This window comes from Rhodanobacter sp. OR87 (assembly GCF_000473345.1).
Lineage (GTDB): Bacteria > Pseudomonadota > Gammaproteobacteria > Xanthomonadales > Rhodanobacteraceae > Rhodanobacter > Rhodanobacter denitrificans.
In genome coordinates, this window is sequence record NZ_AXBJ01000030.1 from 19,008 (window position 1) to 33,460 (window position 14,453).

The 14,453-nt window shown below is 68.7% G+C and carries 18 protein-coding genes; 10 read left to right on the forward strand and 8 right to left on the reverse strand.

The window, feature by feature from the left end:
• Positions 1 to 49: 49 nt before the first annotated feature.
• Complete coding sequence (locus RHOOR87_RS0117035) at positions 50 to 472, reverse strand: DUF4124 domain-containing protein (RefSeq protein ID WP_043795860.1); 423 nt, start codon at positions 470 to 472, stop codon at positions 50 to 52.
• 111 nt (positions 473 to 583) lie between these two features.
• Here RHOOR87_RS0117035 and RHOOR87_RS0117040 point away from each other — a divergent pair, with 111 nt between their 5' ends.
• The 4 genes from RHOOR87_RS0117040 to RHOOR87_RS0117060 all read left to right on the forward strand — a co-directional run bounded on the left by RHOOR87_RS0117040 (position 584) and on the right by RHOOR87_RS0117060 (position 3,124).
• The gene (locus RHOOR87_RS0117040; RefSeq protein WP_027485720.1) at positions 584 to 1,366 is read left to right on the forward strand and encodes a phosphatidylcholine/phosphatidylserine synthase; all 783 of its coding nucleotides are present in this window, start codon (positions 584 to 586) and stop codon (positions 1,364 to 1,366) included.
• Entirely contained in the window at positions 1,363 to 1,863 is a 501-nt protein-coding gene (locus tag RHOOR87_RS19390; protein WP_037115703.1) for a hypothetical protein, read from the forward strand. The genes RHOOR87_RS0117040 and RHOOR87_RS19390 overlap by 4 nt, the downstream gene beginning before the upstream one ends.
• 5 nt (positions 1,864 to 1,868) lie before the next feature.
• Positions 1,869 to 2,339, forward strand: coding sequence for a ribosomal protein S18-alanine N-acetyltransferase (rimI, locus tag RHOOR87_RS0117055; protein WP_007507090.1), 471 nt, complete (start codon positions 1,869 to 1,871; stop codon positions 2,337 to 2,339).
• Between the two features lie 98 nt (positions 2,340 to 2,437).
• Positions 2,438 to 3,124 carry a class I SAM-dependent methyltransferase gene (locus RHOOR87_RS0117060; protein WP_027485721.1) on the forward strand — a complete coding sequence of 229 codons (687 nt, stop codon included), beginning with the start codon at positions 2,438 to 2,440 and terminating at the stop codon, positions 3,122 to 3,124.
• 79 nt (positions 3,125 to 3,203) lie between these two features.
• Here the strand turns inward: RHOOR87_RS0117060 and RHOOR87_RS0117065 are convergent, their stop codons facing one another.
• The 6 genes from RHOOR87_RS0117065 to RHOOR87_RS0117090 form a co-directional block, all read right to left on the reverse strand.
• Complete coding sequence (locus tag RHOOR87_RS0117065) at positions 3,204 to 6,032, reverse strand: valine--tRNA ligase (protein ID WP_027485722.1); 2,829 nt, start codon at positions 6,030 to 6,032, stop codon at positions 3,204 to 3,206.
• A gap of 103 nt (positions 6,033 to 6,135) precedes the next feature.
• Positions 6,136 to 6,489 (reverse strand): DUF3147 family protein, encoded by a 354-nt coding sequence (locus tag RHOOR87_RS0117070; protein ID WP_027485723.1) that lies wholly within the window; start codon positions 6,487 to 6,489, stop codon positions 6,136 to 6,138.
• A 15-nt stretch (positions 6,490 to 6,504) separates the two neighbouring features.
• Complete coding sequence (gene hemE / locus RHOOR87_RS0117075) at positions 6,505 to 7,575, reverse strand: uroporphyrinogen decarboxylase (RefSeq protein ID WP_027485724.1); 1,071 nt, start codon at positions 7,573 to 7,575, stop codon at positions 6,505 to 6,507.
• A 5-nt stretch (positions 7,576 to 7,580) separates the two neighbouring features.
• The gene (locus RHOOR87_RS0117080; RefSeq protein ID WP_007507081.1) at positions 7,581 to 7,841 is read right to left on the reverse strand and encodes a WGR domain-containing protein; all 261 of its coding nucleotides are present in this window, start codon (positions 7,839 to 7,841) and stop codon (positions 7,581 to 7,583) included.
• A gap of 108 nt (positions 7,842 to 7,949) precedes the next feature.
• On the reverse strand, positions 7,950 to 9,041 hold the full coding sequence (gene aroB, locus RHOOR87_RS0117085; protein ID WP_027485725.1) for a 3-dehydroquinate synthase: 1,092 nt from the start codon (positions 9,039 to 9,041) through the stop codon (positions 7,950 to 7,952).
• On the reverse strand, positions 9,038 to 9,592 hold the full coding sequence (locus RHOOR87_RS0117090; protein ID WP_027485726.1) for a shikimate kinase: 555 nt from the start codon (positions 9,590 to 9,592) through the stop codon (positions 9,038 to 9,040). The genes aroB and RHOOR87_RS0117090 overlap by 4 nt, the downstream gene beginning before the upstream one ends.
• A 53-nt stretch (positions 9,593 to 9,645) precedes the next feature.
• On the opposite strand from RHOOR87_RS0117090, the gene RHOOR87_RS0117095 reads away from it, so the two are divergent.
• The 3 genes from RHOOR87_RS0117095 (at position 9,646) to RHOOR87_RS0117105 (ending at position 11,161) form a co-directional block, all read left to right on the forward strand.
• Positions 9,646 to 10,479 carry an SDR family oxidoreductase gene (locus RHOOR87_RS0117095; RefSeq protein ID WP_027485727.1) on the forward strand — a complete coding sequence of 278 codons (834 nt, stop codon included), beginning with the start codon at positions 9,646 to 9,648 and terminating at the stop codon, positions 10,477 to 10,479.
• A gap of 24 nt (positions 10,480 to 10,503) precedes the next feature.
• Entirely contained in the window at positions 10,504 to 10,848 is a 345-nt protein-coding gene (locus tag RHOOR87_RS0117100; RefSeq protein WP_007507073.1) for a YbjQ family protein, read from the forward strand.
• Between the two features lie 109 nt (positions 10,849 to 10,957).
• Positions 10,958 to 11,161 carry a dodecin family protein gene (locus RHOOR87_RS0117105; protein ID WP_007507071.1) on the forward strand — a complete coding sequence of 68 codons (204 nt, stop codon included), beginning with the start codon at positions 10,958 to 10,960 and terminating at the stop codon, positions 11,159 to 11,161.
• 51 nt (positions 11,162 to 11,212) lie between these two features.
• Here the strand turns inward: RHOOR87_RS0117105 and RHOOR87_RS0117110 are convergent, their stop codons facing one another.
• Positions 11,213 to 12,043, reverse strand: coding sequence for a kinase (locus tag RHOOR87_RS0117110; protein WP_027485728.1), 831 nt, complete (start codon positions 12,041 to 12,043; stop codon positions 11,213 to 11,215).
• A 233-nt stretch (positions 12,044 to 12,276) separates the two neighbouring features.
• Here RHOOR87_RS0117110 and pdxH point away from each other — a divergent pair, with 233 nt between their 5' ends.
• The 3 genes from pdxH to RHOOR87_RS0117125 are packed head-to-tail and all read left to right on the forward strand — an operon-like array spanning position 12,277 to position 14,130.
• A complete protein-coding gene (gene pdxH, locus RHOOR87_RS0117115; RefSeq protein WP_015446990.1) occupies positions 12,277 to 12,864 on the forward strand; it encodes a pyridoxamine 5'-phosphate oxidase in 588 nt (195 codons plus the stop codon).
• Positions 12,861 to 13,301 (forward strand): secondary thiamine-phosphate synthase enzyme YjbQ, encoded by a 441-nt coding sequence (locus RHOOR87_RS0117120; RefSeq protein ID WP_015446991.1) that lies wholly within the window; start codon positions 12,861 to 12,863, stop codon positions 13,299 to 13,301. Before pdxH ends, RHOOR87_RS0117120 begins: the two co-directional genes overlap by 4 nt.
• A 4-nt stretch (positions 13,302 to 13,305) precedes the next feature.
• On the forward strand, positions 13,306 to 14,130 hold the full coding sequence (locus RHOOR87_RS0117125; protein WP_043795856.1) for an ABC transporter substrate-binding protein: 825 nt from the start codon (positions 13,306 to 13,308) through the stop codon (positions 14,128 to 14,130).
• The last annotated feature ends 323 nt before the right edge of the window (positions 14,131 to 14,453 follow it).

Here is a 14,453-nt window from a genome sequence, read left to right on the forward strand (position 1 = left end):
CAGGCCGAGCCGGCACCGCCTGGCGCAGGCTCGGCGGTGTCGCCGCGGCTTACCGGGCCTGCTGGCAGAACTGGTCGTAGTTCGCCTGCGCCGAGGCGATCTGCTGCTTGCGCTGGGCGTCGTCGAGCGCGACGGTCTTGCCGTTTTGCTGCATCACCACCGGACCGCCGCCCTGCAACGCGGCGAGATTGGTTTTCAGCGCCGCGCACATCTTGTCGCGGTTTTCCGGCGTGTTGGTCACCGGCCTGGCCGGTTCGGCCGGGGTCTCGCTGCCGGGCGCCGTTCTGGCAGTGGCCGGCGCGGCCAGTGGGTCCACCGTGCCGGTGGTGGTCACCTTCTGATACTTCGTGCCCTGTGCCGGTGGCGCTTCGGCGTAGTGCACGGTGCCGCTGGCATCCGTCCACTTGTAGACCTGGGCGGCGGCCAGCGGGGCAAGCAGCAGCAGCGCCACGGCAATCAGCGAACGATGCATGGTGTTCTCCATTTCGCGGGGATATGACGGTTCACCTTGTTATCACTCCGGCGTGCCGGACTCAAGCAGCCGATGGTTTACACTGCGCGCATCCCGTCACGGTCTTGATTCATGAGCGAGCCACCGCCCGTACGCCCGCCTCGTCACCGGGGTATTTACCTGCTGCCGAACCTGTTCACCACGGGGGCGATGTTTGCGGGTTTCTACGCGATCATCGCCAGCATCGGCGGCCGTTACACCGAGGCGGCGGTCGCGGTATTCATTGCCGCGCTGCTGGACGGCATGGACGGCCGCGTGGCGCGCATGACCGGCACCCAGACCGAATTCGGCGTGCAGTACGACTCGCTGTCGGACCTGGTCAGCTTCGGCCTGGCGCCGGCGCTGGTGATGTATACGTGGTCGCTGTCCACGCTGCGCGATTTCGGCCCGCTGTGGGGCAAGCTGGGCTGGGCCGCCGCGTTCATCTACGCCGCCTGCGCCGCGTTGCGGCTGGCGCGCTTCAATACCCAGGTCGGCGTGGCCGACAAGCGTTACTTCCAGGGGTTGGCCAGCCCGGCGGCGGCGGCGGTGTGCATGTCGTTCGTGTGGAGCGTGGACAAGTTCGGCCTGGCCGGCAGCGATTTCTGCTTCATCACGCCGGTGATCGCGATCGTGGTCGGCCTGCTGATGGTCAGCCGCTTCCGCTATTTCAGCTTCAAGTCGCTGCCGATGGGCGATCGCCAGCGGGTGCCGTTCGTGTGGATGGTGGTCGCGGTGCTGCTGCTGGCCTTGCTGATCCTGGACACGCCGCGCGTACTGTTCGCCGGCTTCACGCTCTATCTGTTGTCCGGCCCGGTATGGACCATCTGGAGCCTGGCCACGCATCGGCGCCGGGTGCGGCGCAGCGCGGCATGAACGCGGCGGCATGCCAGCACGCCGATGCCGGTCATCGCGCCCGCGTGCTGCGCGCGCTGGGCGTGACGCCGTGGCAGCGTCGGACGACGCCGGCGGCGATCGCTGCGGCCGCGCCGGAATCCGTCGCTTCCGCGGCCCTGGACGCGGTGGCGGGCACGCGCTGTGTGGTGGTGTTGCCGCAGGGCTGCAGCGCGCGCGAACTCGACTTGCTCGGTCGCGCGTTGAGTGCATGCGGCGCCGCGCTGGCGCGTGCCGCGCGGGTCACGGTGAGCGGCGGCCAGCTGGCTGCCGGCGTGCCCGAGGCCCGCGCCTACCTGGTGCTGGGTGAAGCCCAGGCGCATGCGCTGGGCCGTGCATTGCCGGCGGCGGTGATGCACCAGGCGCAGATCGTGCTGGCCGACGAGCCGGCGCTGCTGCTTGCCAGTGCCGGCGCCAAACGGCGGCTGTGGAACGCGCTGCGCAGCGTGCGCCGTGCACTGGCCGCTGCGAGCGGCTGAGCGTCATGGTCGCGGTGATCAAGCCGGTGATCCAGGTGCGCGGCATGCGGACCGAGGACCTGGACACGGTCAGTGCACTGGAAAATGCCTCCTACGAGTTTCCGTGGTCGGCGGGCATCTTCAGCGACTGCCTGAAGGCCGGTCATCCGTGCTGGGTGTTGTGCGTGGACGAGGCGATCGCCGGCTACGGCATCCTGTCGACGGGCGCCGGCGAGGCGCACGTGCTGAACCTGTGCATCGGACCGGACTGGCGTGGCCGTGGCCTGGGCCGCCACCTGCTGGGCCGGCTGCTGGACATCGCGCGCTGGAACGGCGCCGGGCGGGTATTCCTCGAGGTGCGCCCGTCGAACCCGCTGGCGAAGGCGCTGTACGAGTCGGTGGGCTTCCGCGAGATCGGCCGCCGGCCGCGCTACTACCCCGCGCGCCACGGGCGCGAAGATGCGATCGTGATGGTGCTGGAGCCGCAGCTCCCCTAGCGTGGGCGTCCGGCGGGGCGCTGCAACCCGGCTTGCCATGCGGGCGGGATGGCGGCGGGTGTTAGCATGCAGCCCGCGTTCCGCACCGGGTGCCGTCCATGCAAGAGCAGTTTTCGACCGACTGGTTCCACCACAACATCCCGCATTGGGAGCAGTGGCTCGCTTCCTTGCGCGGCAAATCCGGCCTGCGCGCCCTGGAGATCGGCAGCTTCGAGGGGCGTTCGACCCTCTGGCTGTGCGAGAACATTCTGACCGCCACGGACAGTTCGATCGACTGCCTGGATTTCTTCCAGGTCGATCCGGTCTATGGCGACTACCACGCCCGCTTTCGTGCCAACACGGCGGCCTGGCGCGAACGGATCCGGGAGTTCCCGGGATCGAGCTTCGACTCATTGCGGCGCGTCGAAGGCCCCTACGACATCGCCTACATCGACGGGTGGCATTCCGCCTTTGGTGCACTGGCTGACGGCGTCATGGCGTGGCCCCTGCTCAAGGTCGGTGGCGTGATGATCTTCGACGACTACCTATGGGTGCCGCCGAAGCTGGGGCCGCCACCGCGTCCAGGCTGGTTGGCGCGCAAGTGGCTGCGCTGGTCGGGTCGCCAGTGGCGGACCGAGGGACTGAAGAAGCAGATCGAAAGCGTGAAGACCGAAACGCCCAAGCTCGGTGTGGACGGGCTGCTGTCCACGCTGGACGGCTATTACGAATTGCTGGGCATCAGCAACCAGCTGGCGGTGCGCAAGACGCGCGACTTCTCGCCCGGGCAGGTCGGCCACGACACCTGAGGTCCGGGCGGGCGGCGGGAAGCAATCCGTTGCAGCCGCCCGCGCGTCACCGGGCGGCAGCAACGAGCCCGCCGCCTGCTCAACCCAGCTTCTGCGCCTGCTCGCGTAGCGCGCCCAGTGTGCTGTTCCAGTCAGCGACGCGCTGGCGCTCCTGCGCGACCACCTCGGCCGGTGCGTTGGCGACGAAGCTGGCATTGCCGAGCTTGCCTTCGCACTTCCTGATCTCGACTTCGATGCGGGCGATTTCCTTGGCCAGCCGCGTCTTTTCGGCGCCGAGGTCGATCAGTCCGGCGAGCGGGATCAGCACGCGCAGCGTGCCGACCACGGCGGCGGCCGCGGCGGGTTCCGCAGCCCCGGCTTCGATCCACCACGGCGCTTCGGTGCGGGCAAGGAAGGCGATCTGGGCAGCGAACTTCGCCACGCGGGCACGGTCGCCGGCGTCGCCGCCGGCAAGCAGCAGCGGGATCGTCTTGCCGGGCGAGATGTTCATTTCGGAACGGATCTTGCGGACGCCCGAAAGCACGTTCTTGAACCACTCGATTTCGGCTGTGGCCGCGTCGTCGGCAACGATGTCTTCGGCACGCGGCCACGGTCGCTGCATCAGGCTGCCTTCGCCGAGGCCGAGCATCGGCGCCACCGACGCCCACACTTCCTCGGTGATGAACGGGATCACCGGATGCAGCGCGCGCAGCACGCTTTCCAGCACCACCAGCAAGGTGTGCCGGGTCGAAGCGGCCGCGGCGGCGTCGTCGCCGTTCAAGGCCGGCTTCGACAGCTCCAGGAACCAGTCGCAGTACTCGTTCCAGACGAATTCGTACAGTGCCTGCGCCAGCAGGTCGAAGCGGTAGCTGACGAAGTGCTGCTCGATCTCGCCCAGCGTCTGCTTGAGGCGGGTGAGGATCCACCGTTCGGCTTCGGTCACCGGCGCACCGGCCGGCGCGGCGACCGCGCCTTCCGGCAGGTTCATCAGCACGAACCGCGCCGCGTTCCACAACTTGTTGCAGAACGCCTTGTAGCCCTCGGCGCGCTTGATGTCGAAGTTGATGGTGCGGCTGTAGCTGGCCAGCGCGGCGAAGGTGAAGCGCAGCGCGTCCGTGCCGATCGCGGGGATGCCGTCGGGGTAGTCCTTGCGGATGCGCTTTTCCACTTTGGCGCGCACCTGCGGGATCAGCAGCGACCGGGTGGATTTCTCCACCAGCGGTTCCAGCGCGATGCCGTCGATCAGGTCCAGCGGGTCCAGCGTGTTGCCCTTGGACTTGGACATCTTCTGGCCTTCCGCGTCGCGCACGATGGCGTTGATGTAGACCTCGCGGAACGGGATGCGGCCGGTGAAATACTTGGTCGCCATCACCATCCGCGCGACCCAGAAGAAGATGATGTCGAAGCCGGTGACCAGCACGGCACTGGGCAGGAAGATCTGGTCCTGCTCCCAGTTCGCGACGATCTCGCCGCGCTCGTTCTTGACCGGGCCGTTCGCCGGCCAGCCCAGCGTGGAGAACGGCCACAGCGCGGAGCTGAACCAGGTGTCCAGCACGTCGTCGTCCTGGCGCAGCGCACCGACCGGCGCGGTGCCGGCGCTGGCGCGCGCATCCGCCTCGTCCTCGCCGACGAAGATGTTGCCCGCCTCGTCGTACCACGCCGGGATGCGGTGGCCCCACCACAGCTGGCGGCTGATGCACCAGTCCTGGATGTTGTCCAGCCATTGCGTGTAGGTGGTCGCCCAGTTCTCCGGCACGAACTTGATGTCGCCGTTGCGCACGGCGTCCAGCGCAGGCTGGGTGATCGCCTTGCGGCCGCCGGGACGTCCATCCTTCTGCACGTCCGAAGTCAGATCGACGAACCACTGGTCGGTCAACATCGGCTCGATCACCGCGTCGGAGCGCTGGCTCACCGGCACCTGCAGCTTGTGTGGCTTCGCTTCCACCAGCAGGCCGAGCGCTTCGAGATCGGCCAGCACGGCCTTGCGCGCGTCGTAGCGGTCGAGGCCGCGGTATTTCGGCGGCGCGTTGTCGTTGACCTTCGCATCCAGCGTGAAGATGGTGATCGGCGGCAGCTGGTGGCGCTGGCCGATCGCGTAGTCGTTGAAGTCGTGCGCCGGGGTGATCTTCACGCAGCCGGTACCGAAGTCCTTGTCGACGTAATCGTCGGCGATCACCGGAATCTCGCGATCGGTCAGCGGCAGCTTCAGCGTCTTGCCGACCAGGTGCGCGTAGCGCTCATCCTCCGGGTGCACGGCCACGGCGACGTCGCCCAGCATGGTCTCGGGACGGGTGGTGGCGACCACCACGCTCTCGGCGCCATCGGTGGTCATGTAGCGGATCGACCACAGGTGGCCGTCGCGCTCGACGTTGTTCACTTCCAGATCCGACACGGCGGTGCCCAGCACCGGATCCCAGTTCACCAGCCGGTTGCCGCGATAGATCAGTCCCGCGCGATACCAGTCGATGAACACCTTGCGCACCGCGGCCGACAGGCCCTCGTCCATGGTGAAGCGTTCGCGCGACCAGTCCGCGGCGGCGCCGATGCGGCGCATCTGGTTGGTGATGGTGGAGCCGGACGCTTCCTTCCACTGCCACACCCGTTCGACGAACGCCTCGCGGCCAAGGTCGTGCCGGGTCTTGTCCTCGGCCGCGAGCTGGTTCTCCACGATCTTCTGCGTGGCGATGCCGGCGTGGTCGGTGCCGACCTGCCACAGCGTGTTGAAGCCGCGCATGCGGTGGTAGCGCACCAGCATGTCCATCACCGTCTGCTGGAACGCATGCCCCATGTGCAGCGTGCCGGTGACATTCGGCGGCGGCAGCAGGATGCAGTAGGGCTCGCCCTGGCCCGACGGCCTGAACGCGCCACTGGCTTCCCAGCGTGCGTACCACGTCGACTCGATCCGGGTGGGTTCGAAACTCTTGTCCATCAGGGGACTCGCAATGGCGCGCCGTGGCCGGCGCGTGAGGGTAGAAGCAAAGAGGGCAATTGTACGGGGCGGGCGGCTGGCTGCCAAAAGCCCGCCCAGCCGCTCAGGGCAGCAACTCGATGCCGAAGCGGCGTACCAGCAGGGCGAACAGGCCAAAGCAGACCACGGTGATCAGCACGCAGGCGAGCAGGGTAGGCCAGAAGCCGAGACGCGGCAGCAGCGCCGGGAAGGCCAGGAACATCGGCAACGTGGGCACCACGTACCAGAACGTGTACCAGGCGTGGTTGGCGATCTTCGCCGGCGATTGATGTTCCAGCTGCAGCCAGATCAGGGCCAGCACGGTGACCAGCGGCAGCGCGGCGATCAGGCCGCCGAGGCGATCGCTGCGCTTGGCCGCCTCCGAGACGATCACCACCACGGCGGCGGTGATCAGGTACTTGCTGACGAGCCAGGCCATGCGCCGCTCCTCCGCTCAGGCGCCGCGCAACGCGCGCCCGTAAGCATGCACTTCATCGACCAGCACCTTCAGGTGCTCGGGATCCACTTCCGGCGTGATGCCGTGGCCGAGGTTGAACACGTGGCCGGGGTGGTTGCCGTAGCTGTCCAGCACGGCACGGGCCTCGCGGCGGATCACTTCGGGACTGGCGCGCATCACGGCAGGGTCGAGGTTGCCTTGCAGGGCGACCTTGCCGGCCACCGCACGGCGGGCGTCGGCGAGGTCGATGGTCCAGTCCACGCCGAGCGCGGCGCAGCCCGAGTCCGCCATCTCGGCCAGGTGCATGCCGGCGCCCTTGGAGAACAGGATCACCGGCAGCTCGCGTGCGGTCGGGTCGGCCTTCAGCGCGGCCACGATCTGCGCCATGGTGCGCAGCGAGAATTCGCGGAACGGTGCCGGGCCGAGCAGGCCGCCCCAGGTGTCGAAGATCATCAGCGCCTGCGCACCGGCTTCGGCCTGCGCGATCAGGTAGGCGGCGACCGCGCGGGCCAGCGTGTCGAGCAACTGGTGGGCGAGCTTCGGCTCGTTCCAGCACATCGCCTTCAGCGTGGCGAAGTCGCGCGAACCGTGGCCTTCGACCATGTAGCAGGCCAGCGTCCACGGGCTGCCGGAGAAGCCGATCAGCGGCGCGCGGCCATGCAGCTCGCGGCGGATCAGCCGCACCGCGTCCATCACGTAGCGCAGCTCGCCGTCCATGTCGGGCACGGCGAGTTTGTCGATGTCGGCCGCCGTGCGCAGCGGGCGCGCGAACTGCGGGCCCTCGCCGTGGGCGAACGACAGGCCCAGGCCCATCGCGTCGGGGATGGTGAGGATGTCGGAGAACAGGATCGCCGCATCCAGCTCGAAGCGCTCGAGTGGCTGCAGGGTCACTTCGCAGGCGAACTCGGGATGCTGCGCCAGGCCCAGGAAGCTGCCGGCGCGTTCGCGGGTGGCGCGGTATTCGGGCAGGTAGCGGCCGGCCTGGCGCATCACCCAGATCGGCGTGGTGTCGGTGGGTTCGCGGCGCAGTGCGCGCAGGAAGCGGTCGTTTTTCAACACGTCATTCATTTCAATCAGCGTCCGTACGGGCCTTCCAGCCCCTGGGCAAACATCAGGCGGAAGCCGCGCTTGAGCTGGGCGTCGCGGGCTTTCTCGAAAGCGGCGACGGCCTCGTCGCGCTCCAGGAACTGTTCGCGCTTCATCGTGGCGCGGCCGCCCTGGGTGCCCGATTCGCGGTACAGCGTCCAGCCGCCGAGCAGGTCCTGTTCCAGCGTGATCTGGACGTAGCGGGGTGCGTCGGCACTGCCGGGCACGGTTTGCAGGTAGAGGCGCATGGGTTCCAGGGTGCAGCACGAACAGGCGCGTGGCCGGACGACACAGTTTATAGGATTTGCGCGCAGACACCCGCGGCCCGCCCGGGCCATGGCGTCACACCCGGCGATTCATCCCGCGTCTTGCAGCACGGCCAGCACGTCGGCCTCGTGCACGCCGCCGACGATCTCGGCCCGGCCGATGCCACGCCACAGGATCAGCCGCAAGGTGCCGGCGGTGTTCTTCTTGTCCAGCCGCATCAGTGCCAGCAACTGCGGCGGATCCACCCCGGGTGGGATCGCCACCGGCAGACCGAGGCTTTCCAGCAGGCGCTGCAGGCGGGCGGTGGCGGCCGCGTCGCTCATGCCGAGGCGCTCGGACAGCCGGGCGGCCAGCCGCATGCCGATCGCCACGCCCTCGCCGTGCAGCAGGGCGGTGTAGTGGCCGGCGGTTTCCAGGGCGTGGCCGAAGGTGTGGCCGAAGTTGAGCAGCGCGCGTTCGCCTTGCTCGGTTTCGTCGCGCGCAACCACGCCGGCCTTGTAGGTGACCTTGCGCGCGATCGCTTCCATTACTGTGGCGGGATCCCGCGCGGCGAGTGCGGCGGCGTGCCGTTCCAGCCAGGCGAAGAACGGCTCGTCGCCGATCGCCGCACCCTTCACCACCTCGGCCAGGCCGGCGCGGTATTCGCGCTCGGGCAGGGTGGCCAGGGTGTCGATGTCGGCGAGCACCGCGCGCGGCTGGTGGAACGCGCCGGCGAGGTTCTTGCCGACCGGCAGGTTCACGCCGGTCTTGCCGCCGACCGAGGAGTCGACCATCGCCAGCAAGGTGGTCGGCATCTGGATGAAGTCGATGCCGCGCATCCAGCACGCCGCGCTGAAGCCGGCCAGGTCGCCGACCACGCCGCCGCCCAGCGCGATCACGCAGGCGTCGCGGGTGGCGCCGAGTGCGCCCAGTGCTTCCAGCGCGCGGCCCACGTTGGCGAACGTCTTGTGCATCTCGCCGTCGTCGAGCAGGAACGACGACCAACGCAGCCCGTCCAGCCCCGCCTCGATGCGCGGCAGGTACAGCGGCGCCACCGTGGTGTTGCTGACCACCAGCGCGTGCCGGCCGCGCAGCATCGCGCGCCAGCGCGCGTGGTCGCCGAGCAGGCCGGCGCCGATCCACACCGGATAGCTGCGCTGGCCGAGGGCGACGGTGATGGTCTGTGGTGTGGAGTCGTTCATGCCGTCTGCCTGGGGGCCGCGCCGCGGCGCTGCCAATGGTGGTCGATCAGCGCGATGCAGCGTTCGCCGGCGGCGGCGACGCTGCCGTGCTCGCCGGGTACCGCGAGATCGGCCAGTTCGCGGTAGAGCGGCTCGCGCACCTGCGCCATTGCCTGCAGCCGCTCGCGGCGGTCGGGTACCGCCAGCAGCGGGCGGCGGTGGTCGCGCTCCAGCCGTTCCAGTTGCTGTTCGATCGTGGTCTGCAGCCACACCACGTAGCCGCGCTCGCGCAGAAGCTGCCGGTTGGGGGCGGTGAGCACCACGCCGGCGCCGGTGGCCAGCAGCACCCCGGCACGACGGCTGCATTCGTCCAGCAACGCACTCTCGCGCTGGCGGAAACCCGCCTCGCCCTCGATCTCGAACACCCTGTTCACGTCCACGCCGCAATGACGCTCGATCTCCTGATCGAGATCGACGAAGCTCAGGCCATAATGCGCGGCAAGCCGTCGCCCGATCGAGGTCTTGCCGGCACCGGTGGGACCGATGAGGAACAGGTTGGACGACGGGTTCATGGGCAGATGCTAACAGGGCAGGTCGGCCCGGGCAGCGCAACGGGAGGATGGTGGTGAGCGAACGTGTCCTGCTGGCCGGGTGCGGCGATCTGGGCGAACGCGTGGCGCAACGCCTGCGCGCGCGCGGCGACGAGGTCTGGGCGCTGCGGCGCCGGCCGCCGGCGCGCGGCGGGCACGGCATCCACTGGCTGCGCGGCGACCTGGCCGATCCGGCCAGCCTGCATGGACTGCCGGCCGGGATCACCCGGCTGGTCTATCTGCCGGCGCCGACGACGCGCGACAAGGCGACGTACCGCGCGGTCTTCGTCGATGGCCTGTGTCAGTTGCTCGACGCGCTCGATACCCGCACGTTGGCGCAGCTGTTGTTTATCTCCTCCAGTGCCGTGTACGGCGAGCACGATGGCGACTGGGTCGACGAGGCCAGCCCGACCGACCCGCTGGGGTTCAACGGCGCGGTGCTGCTCGAGGCCGAGCAATGGCTGGCGCAGCAGCCGCTGCGCTCGACCGTGCTGCGGCTGGCCGGTTTGTATGGGCCGGGTCGGCTGCAGCTGATCGAGCGCCTGCGCGCGGGGCAGCTGCGGGTGCCGCGCGAAGTGCCGCATTGGGCCAACCGGATCCACGTCGACGACGCCGCCGCGGCGATCGTGCACCTGCTGGGACTGAAGTCGCCGCAGCCGCTGTACCTCGGCGCGGACGACACGCCGATGCCGCTCGACGAACTGTATGACTTCCTTGCCGTGCTGATCGACGTGCCGCTGCCGGCCGAGGGCGCGGCGCCGACCGGCGTGGGCAGCAAGCGGCTGAGCAACGCCCGGCTGCGCGCCAGTGGCTGGGCGCCGCAATGGCCGGATGCGCGCGAAGGCTATGCGGCCCTGCTCGAGGGCTGAACCATCCACCGCAGGAGAACCGCCATGGCCAACACCGTTCCGCATCACCAGGTCAGCACCGCCAACGAGATTCCCGGCTGCCGCATCGTGCGTTCGCTGGGCATCGTGCGCGGCATCACCGTGCGTTCGCGCAGCGTGGTCGGCAATCTCGGCGCGGCGCTGCAGACCATCGTCGGCGGCAACATCTCGATCTACACCGAGCTGTGCGAGAAGGCGCGCGAGGAAGCGTTCGAGCTGATGCTGCGGCACGCCGCCGCGATGGGCGCGAACGGCGTGGTGGCGATGCGCTACGACGCCAACGAGGTGGCCCAGGGCGTCACCGAGGTGCTGGCCTACGGCACGGCGGTGCAGGTGGAAGCGTCAACGTGAGGTGATTTTGCACTGCGGCTTGCCCCCGCCGATGGCGGCGAACAGACTCGGGCTTCGGGGCGGGGGAGCGTCGCGTGCCGCTTGCACGATTCCACCGGAGATTGACGCCATGTCGGTAGCCAAGGTCATCGAAATCAATGCCTCGTCCAGCAAGGGCGTGGAAGACGCCGTGCAGCACGGCCTGAAGAAGGCCGCCGAGTCGGTGAAGAACATCAAGAGCGCCTGGGTCAACGAGATCAAGGCGGTGACCAAGGACGACGGCACGGTCACCGAGTGGCGCGTCAACATGAAGGTCAACTTCATCGTCGATTGAGCGCCCCGCACCGGCGGAGTCGACGCAACGCACGCTTCGCCGGTATCCGGCTCAGCCGTGGCTGAGGCCGGTGACGTGGCGGTCGTCGTCGTACTCCACGCAGGTGTCGGCCAGCGCCGGCAGGGTGGCCAGGGCGTGCCGGCTGAGTCGCTCGAAGTGCGCCAGAAACCGCTCCATCGCGCTCGCGTCCATCGCCAGCGGCGCGTGCCGCGCCAGCAGTTCCTGTTCCTGCTCGCCGCGCCAGCGGCGCACGATCTCCCAGCTCGGCGCCTGCAGCACGATCAGCGCGTCGAACTTGCGCCACAGCGGCTGGTAGCCGCGCAGCTGCTTGTTGACCCAGTGCCGCCAGCTGCCATCGGGGTCTTCGCTGCGCTCCAGCTCGTTGACCGGCCGGGCCAGCGCGGCCTGCAGCTGCGGCCGGATGCCCAGCGCCCAGCCTTCCACGATCACCAGCTTCGGCGGCCGCGTGGTGCGCGGCCAGCGCGACGGCGGGAAGCGGGTGTCGCGGCCCTTGTCGAAGCGCGGGTGCGATACCGGCAGCTTGTCCGAGGCGTGCGGCAGGGCGGCCAGCACCGACATCAGCAACTCGATCTCGTGCGTGCCCGGTACGCCGCGGCTGCGCAGCAGCGGGTGCACGTCGCGCGCCAGCGCCTCGCGCTCGCTGCGGGCGTAGTAGAAGTCGTCCAGCGAGAGCACCTCGGTGGCCCAGCCGCGGGCCTCGGCCTGCGCTTTCATCACCCGCGCCAGGGTGCTCTTGCCGCTGCCCTGCAGGCCGGACAGGCCAATGATGTACGGGCGGCGCGAGCGGGCGATGCGCCCGGCGTACTGGTCGAGCAGGTGGCCGGCGAGGGCCTCGTTCTGCAGGTCGGCGTGGGACGTCATCCGCGGCACACCGTGGTTCCGGGAGGGATTTCCGCCACCGGCAGTCCGCGGCGGCGGAGCTTGGCGCCGGTGGGCATGTCGCTGCCCCCTTCACGTTTCGTGGCGGAAGATGGCGTCGCCATCCGGGCCGGTCGGGTACTGGAAGGATGGGGCATTGCACTATTATCGGTCGGATTCATCCGCGCCATGATGGCGCGTGTCGGCCACGATGCAAAAGGAAAGTTTCAGACACCATGCTCAAATTCGAAATTCTAGACACCTTCCAGCGGCTGCTGGAGGAAGCCAGGGCCAGTGGCGACCGCGAGCCGACCGCGATGAACCTGGCCACCGTGGACGGCTCCGGCCGGGTCGCCTCGCGCATCGTGTTGCTCAAGGGCGCCGACGAGCGCGGTTTCCGCTTCTACACCAATTACCAGAGCGACAAGGGCGGCCAGCTGGAGGCGCATCCGCAGGTGGCGCTGTGCTTCCACTGGAAGCAGCTGCGCGAGGGCGTGCAGGTGCGCGTGGAAGGCGTCGCGCGCAAGCTGCTGGCGGAAGAGTCGGACGCCTACTTCGCCAGCCGCCCGCGTGGCAGCCAGATCGGCGCGTGGGCTTCGCTGCAGTCGCAGACCCTGCCTGACCGTGACACGTTCGAGCAGCGGGTGGCGCGCTACGAGCAGCAGTTCGACGGCCTTGAGGTGAGCCGGCCGCCGCACTGGGGTGGTTTCGTGGTGGAGCCGGACATGGTCGAGTTCTGGTACGGCGCCGAGTTCCGCCTGCACGAGCGGGTGCGCTGGGACCGCCACGGCCAGACCTGGACCAGCCGGATGCTCTACCCGTGACCCGCGCGCTGCCTGCCGAACACGTGGCGCAGGGCAGCTTCACCGTGCACACGCGCGGGCGCGGTTTCAGCGAGATCACTACGGAGGTCGGCGACGCGGTGGCAGCCAGCCACGTGCAGACCGGCATCGCGCACGTGTTCACGGCACACACCAGTTGTTCGTTGCTGATCAGCGAAAATGCCGACCCCACGGTGCGCGACGACCTGGAGCGCTGGTTCGCGCGCGCCGTGCCGGACGGCGACGCGATCTTCCGGCACGACGCGGAAGGCCCGGACGACATGCCGGCGCATGTGCGGTCGATCCTCACCGGGGTCAGCCTCAGCGTGCCGGTACACGGCGGCAAGCCGATGCTGGGCGCCTGGCAAGGCATCTACCTGTGGGAACACCGCCTCGACCCGCACCAGCGCAAGGTGGTGGTGACCGTGCTGGGGAATTGAGCACATGGATCACGCCGCAGCGGCTGCCGCTTTGTCCGATCACTTTCCGCAACGCATCGTTTGCCTCACCGAGGAGCCGACCGAGGTGCTGTACGCGCTCGGCGAGGAGCGGCGCATCGTCGGCATTTCCGGCTTCACCGTGCGACCGCCGCGCGCACGCAGGGAGAAGCCGAAAGTCTCGGCGTTCACCAGCGCGAAGATCGGCGAGATCCTGAAACTCGCCCCCGACCTGGCGATCGGTTTCTCCGACATCCAGGCCGACATCGCGCGCGAGCTGGTCAAGGCCGGCGTCGAGGTATGGATCAGCAACCACCGCAGCGTGGACGGCATCCTGGCCTACATCCGCCGGCTCGGCGCACTGGTCGGCGCGCACGAAAAGGCCGAGGCCTACGCGCTGCGCGCCGAGCGCCATCTCGCCGAGATCCGCGCTGCGGCCGCGCGGTTGCCGCGGCGGCCGCAGGTGTATTTCGAGGAGTGGGACGAGCCGATCATCACCGGCATCCGCTGGGTCGCCGAGATCATCGGCATCGCCGGCGGCGACGACTGTTTCCCTGAACTGGCCCGCGAGCCGCTGGCGAAACAGCGCATCCTGCCGAACGGCGACGAGGTGGTGCGGCGTGCGCCGGACATCATCCTCGGTTCCTGGTGCGGCAAGCGCTTCCGTCCCGAGAAGGTGGCGGCGCGGCCGGGCTGGGACACGATTCCCGCGGTGCGCGATGGCGAACTGCACGAGATCAAGTCGCCGATCATCCTGCAGCCCGGGCCGGCGGCGCTGTTCGACGGGTTGGACGAGATCCACCGGATCATCGCGAAATGGGCGCTGCGCTGAGCCTTCCGCTTCCTGGTTGCTGCAGGATTGCAACCTGTGCGCGATGCTCTTGCTTCATTCAAGGCGAAGAGTTTTAGAGCAAAGAGCTTTCGTCTGCCTGCGGCAGCCGAGTTACTTTCTCTTTGCGTGGCCCAGTACTGTCCGGGGAAATTGCTCGGCGATCTCAGTAAACGATTGATCATGCGATAAAAAATGACAGCTCCGGGGTGTTAGCGATTTCAACCATGCAGGCCTCAACCTGGACGACCTCACGGGGAGGGCGTCGCCATGCACGAAGGCCAGTTTGTGTTCACGCAGCTCATGCGGCATCTGCCTATGCATAC